This is a genomic window from Streptomyces sp. NPDC001828 (assembly GCF_042892175.1).
Taxonomy (GTDB): domain Bacteria; phylum Actinomycetota; class Actinomycetes; order Streptomycetales; family Streptomycetaceae; genus Streptomyces.
The window spans coordinates 61,987-81,476 of sequence record NZ_JBIATV010000020.1 but is presented as its reverse complement, the minus strand read 5'-3'; the positions used below and the strand labels follow the sequence as shown (position 1 = coordinate 81,476).

16 protein-coding genes and 2 tRNA genes are annotated in these 19,490 nt (G+C 71.7%); 6 read left to right on the top strand and 12 right to left on the bottom strand.

The features are described 5' to 3' along the window. Window positions 1-39: 39 nt before the first annotated feature. From ACFYZA_RS37925 to ACFYZA_RS37915, 3 genes are all read left to right on the top strand, one after another. Window positions 40-639, top strand: coding sequence for a lytic polysaccharide monooxygenase (locus ACFYZA_RS37925; RefSeq protein ID WP_388494867.1), 600 nt, complete (start codon window positions 40-42; stop codon window positions 637-639). Window positions 640-665: 26 nt separating this feature from the next. Next, on the top strand, window positions 666-2,360 hold the full coding sequence (locus ACFYZA_RS37920; RefSeq protein ID WP_388494866.1) for an AMP-binding protein: 1,695 nt from the start codon (window positions 666-668) through the stop codon (window positions 2,358-2,360). Window positions 2,361-2,663: 303 nt separating this feature from the next. Then, window positions 2,664-3,569 (top strand): SGNH/GDSL hydrolase family protein, encoded by a 906-nt coding sequence (locus tag ACFYZA_RS37915; protein ID WP_388494865.1) that lies wholly within the window; start codon window positions 2,664-2,666, stop codon window positions 3,567-3,569. 84 nt (window positions 3,570-3,653) lie between these two features. On the opposite strand, the gene ACFYZA_RS37910 is transcribed toward ACFYZA_RS37915, so the two are convergent. The 8 genes from ACFYZA_RS37910 to ACFYZA_RS37875 all read right to left on the bottom strand — a co-directional run bounded on the left by ACFYZA_RS37910 (window position 3,654) and on the right by ACFYZA_RS37875 (window position 11,105). After that, entirely contained in the window at window positions 3,654-5,255 is a 1,602-nt protein-coding gene (locus tag ACFYZA_RS37910) for an MFS transporter (protein WP_388494864.1), read from the bottom strand. A 194-nt stretch (window positions 5,256-5,449) separates the two neighbouring features. Next, a tRNA-Lys gene (locus ACFYZA_RS37905) sits at window positions 5,450-5,523 on the bottom strand. A 73-nt stretch (window positions 5,524-5,596) separates the two neighbouring features. Next, window positions 5,597-6,355 carry an IclR family transcriptional regulator gene (locus ACFYZA_RS37900; protein WP_382592228.1) on the bottom strand — a complete coding sequence of 253 codons (759 nt, stop codon included), beginning with the start codon at window positions 6,353-6,355 and terminating at the stop codon, window positions 5,597-5,599. Between the two features lie 232 nt (window positions 6,356-6,587). Next, window positions 6,588-7,346 (bottom strand): amino acid ABC transporter ATP-binding protein, encoded by a 759-nt coding sequence (locus ACFYZA_RS37895; protein ID WP_382592294.1) that lies wholly within the window; start codon window positions 7,344-7,346, stop codon window positions 6,588-6,590. 13 nt (window positions 7,347-7,359) lie between these two features. Continuing rightward, the gene (gene ehuD / locus ACFYZA_RS37890; protein WP_388494863.1) at window positions 7,360-8,010 is read right to left on the bottom strand and encodes an ectoine/hydroxyectoine ABC transporter permease subunit EhuD; all 651 of its coding nucleotides are present in this window, start codon (window positions 8,008-8,010) and stop codon (window positions 7,360-7,362) included. Continuing rightward, window positions 8,007-8,753 (bottom strand): ectoine/hydroxyectoine ABC transporter permease subunit EhuC, encoded by a 747-nt coding sequence (ehuC, locus tag ACFYZA_RS37885; protein ID WP_382592232.1) that lies wholly within the window; start codon window positions 8,751-8,753, stop codon window positions 8,007-8,009. Before ehuC ends, ehuD begins: the two co-directional genes overlap by 4 nt. Further along, on the bottom strand, window positions 8,750-9,628 hold the full coding sequence (gene ehuB / locus ACFYZA_RS37880; protein ID WP_382592235.1) for an ectoine/hydroxyectoine ABC transporter substrate-binding protein EhuB: 879 nt from the start codon (window positions 9,626-9,628) through the stop codon (window positions 8,750-8,752). The genes ehuC and ehuB overlap by 4 nt, the downstream gene beginning before the upstream one ends. 76 nt (window positions 9,629-9,704) lie before the next feature. Further along, a complete protein-coding gene (locus ACFYZA_RS37875) occupies window positions 9,705-11,105 on the bottom strand; it encodes an amidase (protein WP_388494862.1) in 1,401 nt (466 codons plus the stop codon). A 121-nt stretch (window positions 11,106-11,226) separates the two neighbouring features. Between ACFYZA_RS37875 and ACFYZA_RS37870 the strand changes: the two genes are divergently transcribed. Next, a complete protein-coding gene (locus ACFYZA_RS37870) occupies window positions 11,227-12,318 on the top strand; it encodes an LLM class flavin-dependent oxidoreductase (protein ID WP_382592241.1) in 1,092 nt (363 codons plus the stop codon). Window positions 12,319-12,679: 361 nt separating this feature from the next. Next, complete coding sequence (locus tag ACFYZA_RS37865; protein WP_382592244.1) at window positions 12,680-14,380, top strand: glycosyl hydrolase family 18 protein; 1,701 nt, start codon at window positions 12,680-12,682, stop codon at window positions 14,378-14,380. 73 nt (window positions 14,381-14,453) lie between these two features. Here the strand turns inward: ACFYZA_RS37865 and ACFYZA_RS37860 are convergent, their stop codons facing one another. Beyond that, entirely contained in the window at window positions 14,454-16,469 is a 2,016-nt protein-coding gene (locus ACFYZA_RS37860; protein WP_388494861.1) for a putative bifunctional diguanylate cyclase/phosphodiesterase, read from the bottom strand. Window positions 16,470-16,809: 340 nt separating this feature from the next. Here ACFYZA_RS37860 and ACFYZA_RS37855 point away from each other — a divergent pair, with 340 nt between their 5' ends. Next, window positions 16,810-18,081: a M6 family metalloprotease domain-containing protein gene (locus ACFYZA_RS37855; protein WP_388494860.1), complete on the top strand. Its 1,272-nt coding sequence runs from the start codon at window positions 16,810-16,812 to the stop codon at window positions 18,079-18,081. Window positions 18,082-18,140: 59 nt separating this feature from the next. On the opposite strand, the gene ACFYZA_RS37850 is transcribed toward ACFYZA_RS37855, so the two are convergent. The 3 genes from ACFYZA_RS37850 to ACFYZA_RS37840 all read right to left on the bottom strand — a co-directional run bounded on the left by ACFYZA_RS37850 (window position 18,141) and on the right by ACFYZA_RS37840 (window position 19,431). Next, window positions 18,141-18,214: transfer RNA gene (locus tag ACFYZA_RS37850), tRNA-Lys, on the bottom strand. Continuing rightward, complete coding sequence (locus tag ACFYZA_RS37845; RefSeq protein WP_388494859.1) at window positions 18,205-18,921, bottom strand: bifunctional DNA primase/polymerase; 717 nt, start codon at window positions 18,919-18,921, stop codon at window positions 18,205-18,207. Before ACFYZA_RS37845 ends, ACFYZA_RS37850 begins: the two co-directional genes overlap by 10 nt. 162 nt (window positions 18,922-19,083) lie before the next feature. Further along, entirely contained in the window at window positions 19,084-19,431 is a 348-nt protein-coding gene (locus ACFYZA_RS37840) for a hypothetical protein (protein ID WP_382592256.1), read from the bottom strand. Window positions 19,432-19,490 lie beyond the last annotated feature (59 nt).

Here is a 19,490-nt window from a genome sequence, read left to right as displayed (position 1 = left end):
CATCCCCGGAACTCCCCCACGTTCTTCAGGAGTGACAGCATGCGAAAGAAGCAGCGGCTCGGTGCCGCTGTGGTGGGACTCGCCGTCGCCGGCGCGTCCCTGCTCGCGACGGGCAGTGCGAGCAGCCACGGCTACACCGACCAGCCGATCAGCCGCCAGAAGGTCTGCGCCAACGGCACGGTCACCAACTGCGGCGACATCCAGTGGGAGCCGCAGTCCGTCGAGGGCCCCAAGGGCTTCCCGACGGCCGGGCCGCCCGACGGCGCGATATGCGCCGGGGGCAACAGCAGGTTCGCCGAGCTGGACGACCCGCGCGGCGGCACCGGCTGGCCCACCACCAAGCTGACGGCCGGTCAGAGTTACACCTTCCGCTGGCAGTTCACCGCCCGCCACGCCACGACCGATTTCCGCTACTACCTCACCAAGCAGGGCTGGGACCCGACCAAGAAGCTCACCCGGGCCTCCCTCGACACCCAGCCGTTCCTCGTCGTGCCCTATGGCGGCAAGCAGCCTCCCGGCACGGTCTCGCACCAGGGGACCATCCCCGCCGGCCGGACCGGGCACCAGGTCATCCTCGCCGTCTGGACGATCGCGGACACCGGCAACGCCTTCTACGCCTGCTCGGACGTTCAGTTCTGACGGTTCGTCAACTACCGTGCGGCGCCATGACGAAGCGTGCGTTGACCGTGTCGGAGTACGTACAGCGCCAGTGGGGTGACCATCGGACGGGGCTGCGGTACGGCGATCTGGAACTCACCCACCACCAGGTCGCCGCGGGTGCCGCCGCCCGCGCCGCGCTCCTCGCCGAGCTACTGCCCCGAGGTGTGGAGCCGCACCTCGGGGTCCTGCTCGACAACACCCCGGAATTCCCGCTCTGGCTCAGCGCGGCGGCCCTCGCCGGGGCCGCCGTCGCGGGCATCAACCCCACCCGGCGCGGGCCCGAGCTGGCCCGCGACATCCTGCACACCGAATGCAGGGTCCTGGTCACCGCACGCGCCCACCTTCCCCTGCTCGACGGCCTCCAACTGCCGGGCGTACGCGTCGTGGTGACCGGAACCGAGGCGTACGAGCGGCTCCTCGCGCCGTACGAGGGCGCGCGGCCGGGCGAGCTGGAGGCGACGGCCGGCCCGGTCAGCCCCGCGAGCCGGCTCCTGCTGTACTTCACCTCCGGCTCGACCGGCGCCCCCAAGGCCGCGATCTGCACCCAGGGGCGGCTCGCCGCGGCGGGCGACTCGCTGGTCACCCACTTCGGCCTGGGCCCGGACGACGTCCACTACATCTGCATGCCGCTGTTCCACGGCAACGCGGTGATCGCCAACTGGGCTCCGGCAATCGCGTCCGGGGCGGCCGTGGCCCTGCGGGACCGCTTCTCGGCCTCGCGCTTCCTGGACGACGTACGGGCCTACGGCGCGACCTACTTCACCTACGTCGGCCGGGCCGTCCAGTACCTCCTCGCCACGCCCGCCCGGCCGGACGACCGGGAGCACCGGCTGCGGACCGGATTCGGCACCGAGGCGGGGGCGGTCGACGCGGACCGGTTCGCCGAACGCTTCGGGGTACGGCTCGTCGAGGGGTACGGGTCCTCCGAGGGCGGCGCCGCGATCCAGCGCACCCCGGGCACTCCGGCGGGCGCGATAGGCAGGCCCGCGCCGGGCGGTGACCTCGCGGTGGTGGACCCGGAGACGGGCCGCGAGTGCGAGCGGGCGCGGTTCGACGGGGCGGGGCGGCTGCTCAACGGGGGCGCGGCGATAGGGGAGTTGGTGAACAGGGCGCCGAACCCGTTCGAGGGGTACTGGCGCAACCCGTCCGCCGACGCGGAGCGGCGCCGGGGCGGGTGGTACTGGACGGGTGACCTCTTCTTCCGCGACGCGGACGGCTTCCTCTACTTCGCGGCGCGGACGGACGACCGGATCCGGGTGGACAGCGAGAACCTGGCCGCCTCGATGATCGAGAACATCCTCGCGCGGTGGGAGGGGGTGACGGGGGTGGCGGTGTACGCGGTCCCGGACCCCGTGACGGGGGACCAGGTGATGGCGGCGCTCTCGCTGCGCGAGGGCCTGACGTTCGACCCGTCGGACTTCGCCGAATTCCTCTCCGCCCAGCCGGACTTGGGTACGAAGATGGCGCCGCGGTTCGTGCGGGTGCTGGCGGGGTTGCCGGTCACGGCGACGAACAAGGTGCGGCGGGGGGTGTTGCGGGGGGAGGGCTTCTGGTCCGGCGGAGCGGTGTGGTGGCGTGGGCCGGGAGAGCGGGCCTATCGCCCCCTGACCCCCCTCGACCTCCCCGGGGCCCTGCCCCCGACCCTTGGGGCTCCGCCCCAGACCCCGGTTCGGACCCCACCCCGCCCCTTCCCTCTGTGACACTCCGCGGCTCCGCCGCGTGGCCTCCGGGGGGTGAAGGGCCCCTGGGGCTCCGCCCCGGACCCCGTTCGCGCCTGAACGGCGCTCCTCCTCAAACTCCCCCAAGGCCTTAAGGGCCAGAGGGGACCCCCATGACGGGCTGAAATGCCCGGTGCGGGCCAGCACCGAGGCATTTAGGGGCGCGCGGAACCGCGCAGAGCGCCCCGCACGGGCAGAGGCCCTCGCGAGGGCCCCGTGCCCGGAACGGGTGACTTGTCGGCCAGCATCCCCCGGCCGGCCCCCCGGGCATGGGGGGATGGGGACGTGAACCCCCGTCTCCTGCTCGCCGCGCTCCTCGCCGCCGCCACCACCCTCCTCACCACCCCCACCCCCGCCACCGCCCACACCGGCTTCCACGAGTACGTCGCCCTCGGCGACTCCTGGTCCGCCGACGTCACCGTGCTCGGCATCGACCACACCTACGCCCCCTCCGGCTGCGCCCAGAGCACCTGGAACTACCCCAAGCAGGTCGCCGCCCGCCTCGGCGTGAAGACCTTCCGGGACGCCACGTGCGGCGGTGCCACCACCGCCGAGATGACCGCGCCGCAGGACGTCAGCCACGTACCGCTGCTCGCGCAGGGCGTGAACCCGGCCCAGTTCGACCGGCTCACCCCCGCCACGGACCTCGTCACCGTCGGCATCGGCGGCAACGACGTCGGCCTCGCCTCCACCGTCGTCGGCTGCCTCAACCCGCTGCCCGCCCCCTTGGGCAGCCCGTGCCGGACCCGGTTCGCCGGGGCCGACGGCCGGGACCTGATGTCGCGGCGGATCGCGGACACCAGGTCCCGGATCACCGGCGTGCTGGAGGGCATTCACCAGCGCTCGCCCAGGGCCACCGTGCTGGTCGTCGACTATCTCGCCGGCGTCGCCGACGGCCACGGCTGCTACCCGACGGTGCCCATCCTCGACGAGGACCTGACCTGGATCGGCGCCCGGCTCAAGGAGCTGAACGCCATGCTCGCCTCCGCCGCGGACGAGGCCGGGGCCACGTTCGTCGACACGTACCGGGGAAGCGTCGGGCACGACGTGTGCGAGCCCGCGGGCAAGAGGTGGGTCGAGGGCCTGGCGCCGCTGTCCGCCAACCCGCCGGGACCCGCCGTCCCCTTCCACCCGAACCGCCTCGGCGCCGACCACCAGGCCGCAACCGTGCTGTCCGCACTGGGCAGTTGAGACGCGCACACGCACGCGAGAAGGGCCGGTCATCTCCCCGATGACCGGCCCTTCGGCCTGTTCGCACGGCCGCACGTCACGGCCTCACACCGCCGCTTCGGCCTCCCCCACGGACACTCCCGCAGGCGTCGCCACGGACAGTCCCTCAGGCACCGCCGAAGGCGCCCCCACCGCCGGCCCCCGCAGTATCCTCGCCGCGAGCAGCCCCGCGAGCACCAGGATCACCGTGCCGCCGACCGCCGCGTACTGCATGCCGTGCACGAACGCCTCCCGGGCGAGCGCGGCCAGGGTCCGGTCGGCGCCGGCCAGTGCCGCGCCCAGGGTTTCGCGGGCGGCGGCCGGGGCCGAGGCGGGCATGTCGGCGCGGTAGACCGCCGTGCCGATCGAGCCGAGCACCGCCATCCCGAGCGCCCCGCCGAACTCCTGGCCCGTCTCCAGGAGCGAGGCCGCCGAGCCCGCCTTCTCGACGAGGGCCGAGGCCAGCGCCATGTCGGAGACCAGGGCCATCACCGTCACGATGCCCATCCCGATGACCGCCGCACCGGCGAGCACCGTCACCAGCGAATCGGTGCCGGCCAGGGCCAGCAAGGCGTAGCCGACGGCGGCCAGAAGGAAGCCCGTGGCGATGACGTAGGCCCGGTTCACCTTCTGCGCCACGGCCGTCGCGGTGGGCGCGGCGACGCCGACCGCGAACGAGGGCGCGACGCTCCACAGCGCTGCCCGCAGGCTGCTCATGTCGAGCACCGACTGGAGGTACTGGGTGGTGAAGTAGGCCGAGCCCATCATGGCGAACGCGGCGACGCAGTTGAGCGAGATCGCCGCCCCGAACCTCCGTCCGGGGCGGAACAGTTCACGGCTGATCAGCGCGTCGCGCCGGGTGCGCTGACGGCGTACGAAGACCGTCCCGACGACCAGACCCGCCCCTACGCAGGCCGCGCTCACCAGGGAGAACCCGTCGGCCGCGAACTCCTTGAGCCCGTACACCACCGGCAGCACCGCACCCATCGACAGCGGCACGCTCAGCAGGTCGAACTGCCCGGGCGCCGGGTCCTTGTACTCCGGTACCAGGACGGGCACCAGGACCAGGAGCAGCACCATCGCGGGCACGTTGATCAGGAACACCGAGCCCCACCACAGGTGCTCCAGCATGATCCCGCTGAGCACCGAGCCGAGCGCGATGCCGCCGGCCATCGCGCCGGACCAAATGCCGACGGCCCGCCCGCGCTGCTTGTCGTCGTGGAACATGTTGCGGACCAGGCCCATCGTCGAGGGCATCAGGGTGGCGCCGCCGACACCGAGCAGGGCCCGTGAGGCGATGAGCATGTCGGCGCTGGTGGCGTACGCGGCCGTCACCGACGCGACGCCGAACGCGGCGGCGCCGAACAGGAGCAGCCTGCGCCGGCCGATCCGGTCGCCGAGCGAGCCCATCGTGATCAGCAGCCCGGCGAGCGCGAAGGCGTACACGTCCACGATCCACAGCTGCTGGGTGGCCGAGGGGTTGAGTTCACGGCTGATGGACGGGAGCGCGAAGTAGAGGACGGAGACGTCCATCGAGACGAGGAGGAGGGGGAGCAGGAGGACGACGAAGGCGGTCCATTCCCTGCGTCCGGCACGGGGGCCCGCGCCACCGGTCGGGGTGCTCGGACCCGTGCTCGGGCCCGCTGTGGTGCTCGGCGAGTTCGTCATGACAGCGAATGTACGGGCGTCTTAAACGCCTGTCTAGTACGGATGTGTAAAACGAATGTCTGGATGTGTGGAGGTGTGGATGTGCTGAGGGGAGGGAGTAGGGGGGCGAAACAAGGGGGGCGAACAAGGGGGCGCACCGAGCGTGCGGGCGCACGAAAAAGCCCCCCGCTTTCGCGAGGGGCTTTCTCCGTCTGTGCGCCGCCAGGGACTCGAACCCCGGACCCGCTGATTAAGAGTCAGCTGCTCTAACCAACTGAGCTAGCGGCGCGTGCTGACAGAGAAAATACTACCTGGTCCCACGGGGTGCTCCGGACCACCCGGGCGGGCGGGGGCCGTGGGCGTCAGATGGCCAGCGAGAGCACCACGGGGGCGGCCCGGCGGTTGAGGGTGTCGGCGGCGGCGCGCAGGCGGTGGGCGTGTTCGATCGGCATCGACAGGGCCAGGCAGCCCACGGCCGAGCCCGCGGTGAGCGGGACGGCCGCGCAGACCGTGCCGACCGCGTACTCCTGGAGGTCCAGGACCGGCACGGTGGCCGGCTGGCTGTCGAGCTTGGAGAACAGGACCTTCTCGCTGGTGATGGTCCGCGAGGTGAGCCGGGCGATCTTGTGCCGGGACAGGTGGTCGCGGCGGCCGTTCTGGTCGAGCTGGGTGAGCAGGCACTTGCCGACCGCGCTCGCGTGCGCCGCCGACTTGAAGTCGACCCACTCGTTGACCTTCGGGGCGCGCGGCCCGTCCGCGTACTGCGTGATCTTGACCTCGCCGTCGATGTAACGGCTGATGTAGACCGCCGCGCCCACCGAGTCGCGCAGCGACATGAGGGTGTCCTGGAGCTTGGTCTCCAGGGCCTGCTGCCGGGCGGCGCCCGAACCGAGCAGGACCATCGAGTCGCCGATCACATAGGCGCCGTCGGTCACCTGCTCGACATAGCCCTCGCGCCGCAGCATCAGCAGCATGGAGGTCAGATGGGCGGTGGGCAGACCCGTCTCGCGCGCGATCTGGACGTCGGTCACGCCCCCGCCGTGCCTGGAGATCGCCTCGAGGACTCGCAGCACGTACTGCACCGAATGGAACGGCGCGGTCGGCTCTGGCTTCAGCGCCACGGTTTCCCCCTAGGGCCGGTCCGGCGGATCTTGTCTGGGGCGCGCGGTTTTGGTGGCAGGTCTGCCGTTCCACGATAGCCGCCAAGACCCGTTCGCGGTGGGGGTGTTGACAAGATTGGTGGCGCGTTCCAGCGCTCTACGCTGGGACGCGCCACCGTGGCATATGCCAGAGTCATGGTCGGGACCGCTCGGCCGGCCGGACCGTGAGGTCAGCGCCGTGCACAGCCCGTGGTCAGACGATCGCGCCGAGGAACTCCCGCGTACGCTCGTGCTCCGGATCGCCGAAGATCTTCTCGGGCGGACCGGACTCGATGACCTTGCCCGCGTCGAACATCATCACCTCGTCCGAGATGTCCCGCGCGAAGCTCATCTCGTGCGTGACGCAGAGCATGGTGATGTCGGTGGTCCGGGCGATGTCGCGCAGCAGGTCCAGGACGCCCGCGACCAGCTCCGGGTCGAGCGCGGAGGTCACCTCGTCCAGGAGCAGCACCTCGGGCCGCATGGCCAGCGCCCGCGCGATCGCGACGCGCTGCTGCTGGCCGCCGGACAGCTGGGAGGGCTTCGCGTCGCGCTTCTCGCCCAGGCCCACCAGGTCGAGCAGCTCGCGCGCCCGCTCCTCGGCCTCGTCGGCGCTCAGGCCGAGGACGCGCACCGGGGCCTCGGTGATGTTGCGGAGCACGCTCATGTTGGGGAACAGGTTGAACTGCTGGAAGACCATGCCGATCTTCTTGCGGGCCTCCCTGCGCTCCTTCTCGCCGGCCGGGTGCAGCCGGGTCCCGTTGACCTGGATGATGCCGGAGTCCGGGGTCTCCAGGGTCATGAGCAGCCGCAGGATCGTGGTCTTGCCGGAGCCCGACGGGCCGATCAGGGTGACGTGCTTGCCCTTGCGGGCGGTGAAGCAGAGGTCGTCGAGGACGGTGTTGTCGCCGAAGCGTTTGGTGACGTTCTCGAAGCGGATCAGCTCGGCGCCGCTCTGCTTCTTGACGGGCATCTCGATCTGGGTGTCAGCGGACAAGGCGGCGCTCCAGGGCTCGTACGAACAGCGAAGCCGGATAGGCGATGAGGATGAAGGCGACGCCGACGACCGTCAGCGGCTCGGTGTACTGGAAGGTGCTCGCCCCCGCCAGGCGGGACTGCTGGAGCATCTCCAGGACGCTGATCCCGGCGAGCAGCGGGGTGTCCTTCAGCATGGAGATGACGTAGTTGCCGAGCGCGGGCGCGATGCGGCGGACGGCCTGCGGCAGGATCACCGCGAACCAGGTGCGGTGCGCGGGCAGGCTCAGCGCGGTGGCCGCCTCCCACTGGCCCTTGGGCACGGCGTCGATGCCGGCCCGGTAGACCTGTGCGGTGTACGTCGAGTAGTGCAGGCCGATCGCGAGGATGCCGGTGGTCAGCGCGGAGAACTTCACGCCCCACTCCGGCAGCACGAAGAACAGGAAGAACAGCTGCACCAGTAGGGGGGTGGTGCGGATGAACTCCGTGATCAGGTTGACCGGCCAGCGCACGAAGCGGGTCGGGGCGCGGAAGGCCAGCGCCCACACCAGGCCGAGGGTGAAGGACATGAGGGAGCCGAGCGCGAGGATCTCCAGCGTGGTGACCACGCCGTCCCAGAAGCGCGGCATGAAGTCCCATACGGCGGACCAGTCCCAGGTCATCGCAGGTCACCTCGCGCTGCTGTCGTGCCGCCGACCGCGACGGGCCTCGGTGCCTTGGCGGAGGGCGCGGTCCGGCCCCCGGGGTCCTTCGTGCCGATCCCGAGGTTCGCCTTGGTGCGGCGCTCAAGTGCCTTCATTCCGCGGGTGATCGCGAAGGCGAGGACGAAGTAGATGAGAAGCGTGATGGAGTAGATCTGCGCGCTGTCCTGCGTCGCGAGCCGCACCAGGTACGCCGCGAAGGACACGTCGCCGACGCCGAGCAGGGACACGAGGGCCGTCCCCTTGAGCAGCTCGACGAGCAGGTTGCAGAACGGCGGGATCATCTCCGGCACCGCCTGCGGCAGCAGCACGAGCCGCATCCGCTGCCAGGGCGTGAGGCTGAGCGCGATGCCCGCCTCGCGCTGGGCGGGCGCCACCGAGTTGAGCGCGCCGCGCACGATCTCCGCGCCGTACGCGCCGTAGGAGAGGCCGAGCGCGAGCACCGCGGCCCACATCGGGACCAGCTGCCAGCCGGCGAGCGGCGGCAGCACGAAGAACAGCCAGAACATCAGGACCAGGGCCGAGGTGCCGCGGAAGATCTCCGTGTACGCGGCCGCCAGGAAGCGCACCACGCGCGAGCGGTGGGTGCGGGCCAGGCCGATGCCGAAGGCGACGAAGGCGGCCAACGCGGCGCTGTAGACGGTCAGTTGAATGGTGATCCAGATGCCCGGAAGCACCCAGTGCTGCCACAGTCCCGCCGTCATCGGCACAGCTCCTTGGCGGTCAGGGTGGTCATCTCGGCCTGGGTGAAGCCGAACGGCTTCAGGATCCGGAAGAGTTCGCCGCTCTGCTTCATGCGGTGGATCTCGCCGTTGAAGGCGTCGCGCAGGGCGCCGTCGGTGGGCCGGAAGGCGAAGCCGCCGCCGTCGATCTTCTTCTTGCCGTCGACGACGGCCGCGAACGGCTGGGTGGCCTCGGCCCTGGAGCTCTTCTTGGCGACCTCGCGCACGGTGAGCGCGGTGCCCGCGAAGACGTCCACCCGGCCGGACTCCACCGCGTTCAGGCCCGCGACCTGGTCCTGGAGGATGACGATGTTCTTCTCGGGGTAGCCGGCGGCGGTGGCGTAGCCGATCTCCGCGTAGCCGGTGCCGGTCGCGAACCTGGCCTTGGCGCGGACCACGTCCTCGTAGGTGTGCAGGTTCTTCGGGTTGCCCTTGCGGACGATGAAGGCGTCCAGCATCTGGTACTCGGGGTCCGCGAAGAGGACCTGCGAGCAGCGCTCCTTGTTGATGTACATCCCGGCCGAAACGACGTCGAACTGCTGGGAGTTGAGGCCGGGGATCAGCGAGGAGAAGTCGGTGGCCACGGGCTGGACGTGACCGATGCCGAGCCGCTTGAAGATCACCTTGGCGAGTTCCGGTGCCTCGCCGGTGAACTCGCCCTGGTCGTTCACATACCCGTACGGGACCTCGCCGGCGATACCGAGGCGCACCGCGCCCTGCGACTTGAGGCGGGCAAGCGCGTTGCCCTCGGGGACGCGGGAGCAGGCGGCCGCGCCGGTGAGGGCGACGGCGGCGGCGCCGGTGAGCAGGGTTCGCCTGGGTATGGAGGGTCTGGGGCGTGAGGTAGCTCGTGCCATGGCGGCGCGGCTACCCGACTTTACGCGGCCCATGCCCCCTAGTTTTCGGGGCGCCGCGCGCGGCCGCCCGCTGGACTCACCTGCTCGGGTGGTCCGCGAGGGCCGCCGCCGCCCGCAGTACGGTCCGCTCCCCGTAGCGGGCGGCGATCAGCTGAAGGCCGACGGGAAGGCCGCTCGCGTCCTCGCCGACCGGGACCGTCGCCGCGGGCTGCTGGGTCAGATTGAACGGGTATGTGAACGGTGTCCAGCCTGTCCAGCGATGCGGCCCCGAGCCCTGAGGAGCCGCCCGCCCCGCCTCGAAGGCGGTGATCGGCAGTGTCGGGGTGACGAGGAGGTCGTAACGCTGGTGGAATCGGGCCATCCGGCGGCCGAGCTCGATCCGGGCCTCCTGCGCGGCGAGCAGGTCGAGGGCGGAGAGCCGGGCGCCCCGCGCCGCGATCGACCGCAGTCCGGGATCGAGCAACTGCCGCTTCTCGGCGCCCAGTTGGTCGACCAGGCGGGCCGCCCCCGCGTTCCACAGCGCGTTGAAGGCGTCGATCGGGTCCGCGAAGTCGGGGTCGGCCTCCTCCACGTACGCGCCGAGGTCCGCGAGCCGGCTCACCGCCGCGCGCACGGCGGCCGCCACCTCGGGGTGTACCGCGACCTGGCCGCCGAAGGAGGCCGAGTAGGCGATGCGCAGCCCCTTGACGCCCGGCGCCGTGTCCTCGGCGAGGGCCGCCGCGAACGCGCGGGCCGGGGGCTCAAGGGCGGTGGGGTCGCGCGGGTCCGCGCCGCTGATGACGTCGAGGAGCAGCGCCGCGTCCGCCGCGTCCCGGGCGAGGGGGCCCACGTGCGACAGCGCGCCGAACGGGCTCGCGGGGTGCAGGGGGACCCGGCCGTAGGTGGGCTTGAGGCCGAACACCCCGCAGAACGACGCCGGTATCCGGATCGAGCCCCCGCCGTCGGTGCCGAGCGACAGCGGCCCCGCCCCGGCCGCGACCGCCGCCGCGCTGCCGCCGCTGGAGCCGCCCGAGGTGCGGGTGGGATCGTGCGGGTTGCGGGTGATGCCGGTGCGCGGGGAATCGGTGATCCCCTGCCAGCCGAACTCGGGCGTCGTCGTCTTGCCGATCAGTACCGCCCCGTGCTCGCGCAGCCGCGCCACGGCGGGCGAGTCGGTGTCCCAACTCCCCTTCTCTTCCGTGGTGTTGGATCCCTTCAGGGTCGGGCCGCCCGCCTGGAGGAGGGTGTCCTTGACGGACACCGGCACCCCGTCGAGCAGCCCCTTCGGCTCCCCGGCGTGCCAGCGTCCGGTGGCCGCGCGGGCCTGGGCCAGAGCCGGCTCGACGTCGACGCGGACGAACGCGTTCAGGCGTGGCTGCATCTCCTCGATCCGGGCCAGGACGGCCCGGGTCGCGTCGAGGGGCGAGAAGGTGCCGGCCCGGTAGCCGGACAGGAGTTGACGTGCCGTCAGGTCGGTGAGTGCGCTCGGCTCGGTCATGAGGGGTGTCGTACCCACCCGGGTGGCCCGTCACGTGGGCGGGGGCGCCGGGAATAAAACGGAGAGACCCTCCTGTTAGCTGTGCGAGTGCGTACGTCCCCGTACGTACGGTGCGAATGACGTGACGAGCTGGAGGCGTGGACCGGTGGACGTGGATGCGATTCGAGGGACGGCGGCCGGGACCGCACCCGTACCCCTTTCGGTGCTCGACCTGGTGACGGTGGGCAACGGCTACACCGCGAACCGTGCTCTGCGCACCAGCGTGGAGATCGCGCGGCTGGCCGAGCGGCGCGGCTTCCACCGCCACTGGGTCGCCGAGCACCACTCGATGCCGGGCGTGGCCTCGTCCGCGCCGGCCGTGATCCTCGCCCACCTCGCCGCCCACACCTCGCGCATCCGGCTCGGCTCGGGCGGTGTGATGCTGCCCAACCACGCGCCGCTGGTGATCGCCGAGCAGTTCGGCACGCTGGAGGCGATGGCGCCGGGCCGCATCGACCTCGGGCTCGGCCGGGCGCCCGGCACGGACGGCGCGACCGCGGCGGCGCTGCGCCGCACCGACCGGCTCAACGAGGGCGCCGAGGACTTCCCGCAGCAGCTCGCCGAGCTGACCCGGTTCCTCGACGACGACTTCCCCGACGGGCACCCCTACGCCCGCATCCACGCGGTGCCGGGCCCGGTGCAGGGCCCCTCCGGCCGGCCGCCGATCTGGCTGCTCGGCTCGTCCGGCTTCAGCGCCCGCCTGGCCGGCACGCTCGGGCTGCCGTTCGCGTTCGCCCACCACTTCTCGGCGGCGAACACCGTGCCGGCGCTCGACCTCTACCGGGACTCCTTCCGGCCCTCGGCGGTCCTCGACGCGCCCTACGCCCTGATCGGCGTCTCGGCGCTGGCCGCGGACGACGACCGCGAGGCGAGGCGCCAGACGCTGACCAACGCGCTCTCGATGGTCCGCCTGCGCACCGGGCGGCCCGGGCTCGTCCCGACGCCGGAGGAGGCGGAGGCGTACGAATTCAGCGCGCTGGAGCGGGAGTTCGTGGACAGCTGGCTGTCCAACGTCATCTCCGGCACGGCGGACGAGGTGCGGGCGGGCCTCGACGACCTCCAGAAGCGCACGGGGGCGGACGAACTGATGCTGACGGCCAACGCCCACAGCCCGGAGGCCCGCCTCCACTCCTACGCCCTCCTGGCCGACGCGTACGACTTGCCCGAGCTCTGACCCACACGGTCCCTGGGCGAAACGAACGCAGGCGGAAGCGGTCCTTTTCGGCGTGCCCAGCCGTTGGGGGCCGCTTCCGCGCGTGGTGTGGTCGGGTGCGGCCCGTCGGGGGGCTGGTGGGGCTCGTCGGGTACCCGAGATGGGGGAGTGGTACAGCGGGCCTTGAGGGTGGGGGTGGCCGGTTGTTTGCGGGGGGTCGGAGGGCCAAAGGGGGTCAACTCGGCCCCTGACAAGGGGATTCGTCTTTCGATTGGTCTAGTCCTCAATTTGGTTCAGACCATTGACGTGGCCGGGACGGGATCGCTATCAATTCCTCACCCACCCGTACCGCGCACCCCGCCGCACCCCCCCGGAGGCCGTCTTGCAACGCCGCAGACCCCTTGTCGCAGCCCTGAGCACCGCCGTGCTCGCCGCCGGCGCCCTGGCCGCCTTCGCGGGCCTCGGCACCGCATCCGCCGCGACCACCGCCCCGACCGCCGCCGCCCCCTCGACCGGCGGCGTGAAGATCGCGTACTACGACCAGTGGAGCGTGTACGGGAACGCGTTCTACCCCAAGCACCTCGACACCCGGGGCATCGCGGGCAAACTGGACGTCATCAACTACTCGTTCGGCAACATCGACCCCACCAACCTCACCTGCTTCGAGGCGAACAAGGCGGCGGGCGACGACAACAACCCCAACGCCGGTGACGGGGCGGGCGATTCGTTCGCCGACTACCAGAAGTCGTTCGGTGCCGCCGACAGCGTCAGCGGAGTCGCCGACACCTGGAACCAGCCGATCGTGGGCGTCTTCAACCAGTTCAAGGAACTGAAGGCGAAGTACCCCAAGCTGAAGATCAACATCTCGATCGGCGGCTGGACGTACTCCAAGTACTTCCACGACGCCGCCCTCACCGACGCCAGCCGCAAGAAGTTCGTGTCCTCCTGCATCGACCAGTACATCGCCGGCAACCTGCCGGTCGACGGCGGTTACGGCGGCGCGGGCTCGGCGGCCGGGATCTTCGACGGCGTCGACATCGACTGGGAGTACCCGGGCTCGCCCGACGGTCACCTCGGCAACCACTACGGCGCCGAGGACAAGGCCAACTACACCGCCCTGCTGGCCGAGTTCCGCAAGCAGCTGGACGCGTACGGCAGCGCGCACGGCGGCAAGCACTACCTCCTGACGGCGGCGCTCCCGGCCGGCCAGGACAAGATCAAGAACATCGAGACGGACAAGATCGGCGCGTACCTCGACTACGCGAACATCATGACGTACGACATGCACGGCGCCTGGAACGCGACCGGCCCCGCGTACCACCAGTCCCCGCTGGTCTCGCCCGCCAACGACCCGACGGACGTCATCAAGCCCGGCACCCAGAAGTACTCGATCTCCAACGCGATCGACTCCTGGATCGACGGCAACGCGGCCTACGGCATCGCGGGCGGCTTCCCCGCCAACAAGATCACGCTCGGGTACGAGTTCTACTACCGCGGCTGGAAGGGCGTCCCGGCGACCAACAACGGCCTCGCCCAGACCGCCACCGGCCCCTCCAACGCCCGGCCCACCAGCCAGGTCGCGGGCACCGCGCTGTACAAGGAGCTCGGCGGCATCGTCGACAACCCGGCGACCACCTTCTGGGACGCCGACGCGAAGGCCTCGTACTTCTACAAGGACGGCGAGTTCTTCACCGGCCTCGACCAGAAGTCCATCCAGGCCCGCGCCGACTACGCCCACCAGCGCGGTCTGGCCGGCGCGATGATGTACAGCCTGCTCGGCCTTGACGACAAGACCACGCTGCTCAACGAGATCGTCACCGCGGTCGGCTCCTCGCCGTCCTCGACCCCGGACCCGACGCCGACGGCCACCAACTCCCCGTCGCCGACGCCCACTTCGACCACCAGCCCGTCGCCCACGCCCGGTGGCTGCACCGCGACGGCGTGGGACAAGGCCGGGACGTACGTCGGCGGTACGACGGTCTCGTACGGCGGTCACAACTGGAAGGCCAAGTGGTGGACGCAGGGCGAGCAGCCCGGCACCACCGGAGACTGGGGCGTCTGGCAGGACCTCGGCGCCTGCTGACCCCCGCCCCGCACACGCGGCCGCCCCGCTCCTCACCCTGTGGAGGAGCGGGGCGGCCGTCATCGTGCCGCCGTCAGACCTGCTGCGGGCTGCGCGCGATCATCTTGGCGATGCGGTCCGGGGTGACCGCCCGCGAGTAGAGCCAGCCCTGTCCGGTGTCACAGCCGATCCGGGCGAGCCGGTCGGCCTGCTCGGTGCTCTCCACGCACTCGGCGGTGACGGTGAGCCCGAGCCGGTGGGCGAGCTGGACCAACGCCTCGACGATGGTCTCGTCCGCCGGGTTGGGGTGCGCGCCGCCCTCGTCGTACTGGAAGCCGCGCACGAAGGAGCCGTCCAGTTTGAGGACGGAGACCGGCAGCCGGCTCAGATAGGCGAGGTTGGAGTAGCCCGTACCGAAGTCGTCGATCGCGATGTGCACCCCCATGTCGGACAGCGCCTGAAGGGCCTGGAGCGGGCGGCCCGCCGAACCCATCACCGCGGACTCGGTCAGCTCCAACTGCAGCAGATCGGGCGGGAGTTGGGTCTCCGCGAGAATCTCCGCCACGTCCGCCACCAGGTCGGAGTCCCACACCTGGCGCACGGCGACGTTGACGCTGACGAACACCGGCGGCACATCGGGGTGCTCGACCTGCCAGCGCCGCGCCTGCCGGCACGCGGTGCGCAGCACCCACTGGCCGAGCTGCACCACCGAGCCGTCCTCCTCGGCGATGCCGATGAACCGATTCGGCGGAAGCGTCCCGAATTGTGGGTGATTCCAGCGGACCAGCGCCTCGACCCCGTGCACCACCCCGTCGGCCATCCCCACCAGCGGCTGGTACTCAAGCGTGAACTCGCCGCGCTCCACGGCCGGGCGGAGCGTGGAGGAGAGCGCCTGGCGGGTCATGCGGTGCGCGTTGCGCTCGGGGTCGAAGAGCGTCCAGCGTGCCTTGCCGTCGGCCTTCGCCCAGTACAGCGTGGTGTCGGCGGCCTGCATCAGACCGGTGGCCGTGGTGCCGGCGCTGGCGCGCTCCACCACCCCGATCGAGGCCGACACCGACAGGCGCTGGCCGGCGAGGTCGAAGGGCTGCTGAAGCGCGTGCAGGACGGAGCGGGCCAGCTCGGCCAGTTGCTCCGTACCCGTGGAGTCCTCGACCAGGACGGCGAACTCGTCGCCGCCGAGCCGCGCCACCAGGTGGCCGCCGCTGCGCGCGTATCCGGACTGGTCGGCGCATTCGGTCAGCCGGCCCGCCACCGCGCTGAGCAGCCGGTCCCCGACCCGGTGGCCGAGCGTGTCGTTGACCGCCTTGAACCCGTCGAGGTCGAGGTAGCAGATCCCGATGCGGCCGGTGCCGTGGTCGTCGTACGCGGACGCTTCGAGCGCGGAGGTGAGCCGCTCGAAGAACAGGGTGCGGTTGGGCAGCCGGGTCACCGGGTCGTGCATCTGGAGGTGGCGCAGCCGGGCCTGGAGTTCGCGCCGGTCGCTGATGTCCGCGATGGAGAGCAGCACGCTGGAGCTGTCCGGCACGGGGGCGACCGTGACCTCGGCCCAGAGGGACTGCCCGTCGGGGTGCTTGAGGCGACGGGTGCAGCGGAACCGGTTGCGTGCCCCGCGCAGCACTTCGCGGTAGGCGTGCCAGCCGCGGTTGTCGGCGGCGAGGTCGACGAGGTCGGCGGCGTCCTGGTCGTGCAGCGAGGCCGGGTCGGTGCCCAGGAGTTCGGCGAGCGCGTCGTTGGCGGCGACCACCACGCCCTCGCGGTCGACGATCGCCATCGCGAGGTGGGCGGCGTTGAACGCGGCCCGGTAGTCGCGCAGTTCGGAGGCGGTGCGCCCGACGGCGTGCCGCGCGCTCTGCTCGGCCCGCAGCCCTTCGAGGAGTTCGGCCGCCCGGCCGGCGAGCGAGGCCCGCCGTGGTGCGGGGGAGTCGGGCGGGGGGCCGTTCTGTTCCCGGGGGCGCTCGGGCCGTTCCCGGGGGTGCTCGGGCAGGGGGTTTCCGGCGCGTTCCGCTGGGCGTTCCGCCAGGGCGCCCGAGATGCGGTCCGTATGACGCTCCGTGACGGGCGGCCGGATGGTCCCGGGTGCTTGACCCGGTCCTTCGGAGGTTCCGCTCACCGCTGGCTCCCGCAGTGCATTGAAGTTGTGCAGAGGTAGACGGAGTGGGTCGGGGTCTTCGGCCCGGGGTGGACGACGGCCTCGGGAGGCCGGATCCACGCGGGAAAGTGTGCCGATCATAGAGGCTGGCGCAACGCGCGATCCAGCTTCGTCCTCGTGATCAAGAGCACCCGGGGTCCGGTGTCGATCGTTGACCGATCGTTTCTGCGCGGGTCTGGTCGGGCTCGGGCCCTCGGTGATCGGTCGTGACTTTGCGTAAGTCACCGGGGTGTCGGGCCCCTCACCCTTCCGGGGCAGCAAAACAGGGCATACCAGAGTAAAGCTGCACAAAGTGGGCGGGATGTTCCGCATCCCGCTCCCGGAGGTCGACGTGCAGCGTCAGCAGACACCCGGGGGAGTGGAGCGTGTCCGGCTGCGCGGAGCCGTGGCGGCGCTCACCTCCCTCACGGCGCTCGCCGCCATCTCGCTGGTGTCGGGGCCCGCCGTCGCGGTGAACTCGGCCATGCCGTGCGCCCTGCCGAGGACCGACGCCCACCACTCGCTCGGCGTGGACACCTGGAACCGGGCCTATCCCCGCCCGGTCCACACCCTCAACGCGGTCATGGTCTTCCTGTCCTTCCCGGACTCGAAGCCGGCCACCGCTCCCGAGGACCTGGCCGCCGACTACTTCCCCGCCACCAGCCGCTTCTTCGAGCAGGCCTCGTACGGCAAGTTCCGCCTGAACGCCGAGCCGCAGCGCCGCTGGGTGCGGATACCGGCCGCCTCGACCTCGTACCGCATACAGCGTGACTGGGACCCGGCCCAGCGCACCCGCTATCTGCTGGACGCGATCAAGGCGGCCGACCCGACCACCGACTTCTCGAAGTACGACATCGTCTACCTGGTCGCCGACCCGGACGCGCCGGGCGTCGACTCGGACGCCACGAAGGTCGTGAACTTCGACCGGCCGGTGAGCGCCGACGGGCGGGACATCAACCGGGTCGTGACCGTCTTCGAGCACCACCCGCCGGACCGCAACGTGCTGGCCCACGAGACCGGGCACGTCTTCGACCTGCCCGACCTCTACCACCGGCCGCAGGACGGCAAGAACGGCGACTGGGACACCTACGTCGGCGACTGGGATGTGATGGGCAGTCAGTTCGGCACGGCACCCGACCTGTTCGGCTGGCAGAAGTGGAAGCTGGGCTGGCTCGACCGGCAGGAGGTCACCTGTGTGACGGGCGACGGCACGAGCCGGTTCACCCTGGAGCCGCTGTCCGCGTCGCCCGCGAAGGCGGGCCTCGCGGGCAAGCGCCTCGCGGTGGTCCGCACCGGCGAGGACCGGGCGATCGCGATCGAGGTACGCGACTCGGGCGGCCTGGACCGGGCCAGCTGCGACCAGGGCCTGCTCGTCTACCGGGTCCGCAGCGGGTCGGGCTCCGGCGGCGGCCCGGTCGAGGTGCTCGACGCGCACCCGGACACCGAGGCGTGCTGGGAGAGGTCGGTCTACCCGGCGCTCGCGGACGCGCCCATCGCGCTCGGCGAGACGTTCACCGTGCCCGGCGAGGGCATCCGGATCGAGGCCGAGGGCCGCACGAAGTCGGGCGCCTGGACGGTCAAGATCTCGCACTGAGGCCGGCCCGTCGGAACACGAAGAAGCCCCCCGCTTTCGCGAGGGGCTTCTTCCGTCTGTGCGCCGCCAGGGACTCGAACCCCGGACCCGCTGATTAAGAGTCAGCTGCTCTAACCAACTGAGCTAGCGGCGCCTGCTGACGTCGTAGACATTAGCATCCTGATCCGCGCGAGGAAAAATCGATATGCGAGGAGCGTCCGCGGGCTCGTTCCTGGCGGCCCGGACACAGGCCCAGAGCAGTACGTCGGGGCCCGGCAGCCAGGGGCGGCGGGTGTCGGGGGCCACCAGCCAGCGGGCCGAGCCCGTGTTCTCCCGGTCCGGGCGGACCAGCGCCGGGACGGTGACGGCGTCGCCCGGGCCGTGACACAGGAGCGGCGGGACCGGGACGTCCGAGCCGTGCCACTCCTCCCACTCCAGGAGCGAGGGCAGGCGCTGCGCGGTGCCGGGGGCGGCGAACAGGAGCATCCGCCCCCGGTGGACCGCCACCGGGCCCGAGCCGGGCCCCGCGGCCCACAGGTGGTCGAGCATGCGGCGCCCGAACATCGAGGGGACGTTCACGACGTCGAAGACCGTGCCGCAGGGCAGCACGCCCGGCGCGGTCGGGCGGCCCTCCCAGAGGGCGAGGGTGCTGCGCGGATGGGTGGCCGCGGAGGACAGCCAGGCGGCACCGGCCGCGGTCACCTCGCCGACCTGATGGCCGCCCTCGTCGCGCAGGAGCCGGAAGATGTCGAGCTCCTCCTGGCCCCCGGCCGCCACCCCACGGCGGCCGACCGCCGTCAGCGGGCCGCCGCCCGTCGCCGTCCCGTGGTCGCCGCTTCCCCTGCCGTTGTCGCTGCTCATGCTCTACGTCTACCGGGCCGCCGCGTCCGTCTCCGGCTGCTTGGCGGAAACCGGGACAGGGCGGGGCGGGAGGGCGTATCTTGCGCTCCGGCATATGCCCCGGGCCCGTGGTCGCGAGAGCGCCGGACGGGCGGTCCCGGGCCTTGCGGCCGGCCCTCCGGCCTAGGGGACGTCTCCGCCGCGCAGCAGGTCGCGGCCGAACTCGATCATCTTCTTCGCGTAGTCCTCGGTCCACTGGGCCCGCTCCGCCACGTCGGCGGGGGTCAGCCGGTCGAAGCGGCGGGGGTCGGCGAGCTGCGCCGCCGCGATCGCCTGGAACTCGACCGCCCGGTCCGCCGCGGCCCGGAAGGCCAGGGCCAGCTCGGTCGAGCGGGTCAGGAGCGCCCGGGGGTCCTCCATGGACTCCAGGTCGAAGAAGTGCTCCGGGTCGGCGGTGGCCTCGGAAGGCTCGAAGAGCAACGGCGCCGGCCTCAGCCGCTGCCGCTCCTCTTTCCGCTCGTTCTCCGGCATGTCTGTCCTCCCACGGGCAGGTCGACGCTCTGGCTCCGGGGCGCCCGGGCCACCGTCCA

Excerpts from the sequence above, each read along its gene's own strand:
- ACFYZA_RS37925 (WP_388494867.1), top strand. The coding sequence starts at position 40 with ATGCGAAAGAAGCAGCGGCTCGGTGCCGCTGTGGTGGGACTCGCCGTC.
- ACFYZA_RS37920 (WP_388494866.1), top strand. The coding sequence starts at position 666 with ATGACGAAGCGTGCGTTGACCGTGTCGGAGTACGTACAGCGCCAGTGG.
- ACFYZA_RS37910 (WP_388494864.1), bottom strand. The coding sequence starts at position 5,255 with ATGACGAACTCGCCGAGCACCACAGCGGGCCCGAGCACGGGTCCGAGC.
- ACFYZA_RS37895 (WP_382592294.1), bottom strand. The coding sequence starts at position 7,346 with ATGCCCGTCAAGAAGCAGAGCGGCGCCGAGCTGATCCGCTTCGAGAAC.
- ehuD (WP_388494863.1), bottom strand. The coding sequence starts at position 8,010 with ATGACCTGGGACTGGTCCGCCGTATGGGACTTCATGCCGCGCTTCTGG.
- ehuC (WP_382592232.1), bottom strand. The coding sequence starts at position 8,753 with ATGACGGCGGGACTGTGGCAGCACTGGGTGCTTCCGGGCATCTGGATC.
- ehuB (WP_382592235.1), bottom strand. The coding sequence starts at position 9,628 with ATGGCACGAGCTACCTCACGCCCCAGACCCTCCATACCCAGGCGAACC.
- ACFYZA_RS37875 (WP_388494862.1), bottom strand. The coding sequence starts at position 11,105 with ATGACCGAGCCGAGCGCACTCACCGACCTGACGGCACGTCAACTCCTG.
- ACFYZA_RS37855 (WP_388494860.1), top strand. The coding sequence starts at position 16,810 with ATGTTCCGCATCCCGCTCCCGGAGGTCGACGTGCAGCGTCAGCAGACA.
- ACFYZA_RS37845 (WP_388494859.1), bottom strand. The coding sequence starts at position 18,921 with ATGAGCAGCGACAACGGCAGGGGAAGCGGCGACCACGGGACGGCGACG.
- ACFYZA_RS37840 (WP_382592256.1), bottom strand. The coding sequence starts at position 19,431 with ATGCCGGAGAACGAGCGGAAAGAGGAGCGGCAGCGGCTGAGGCCGGCG.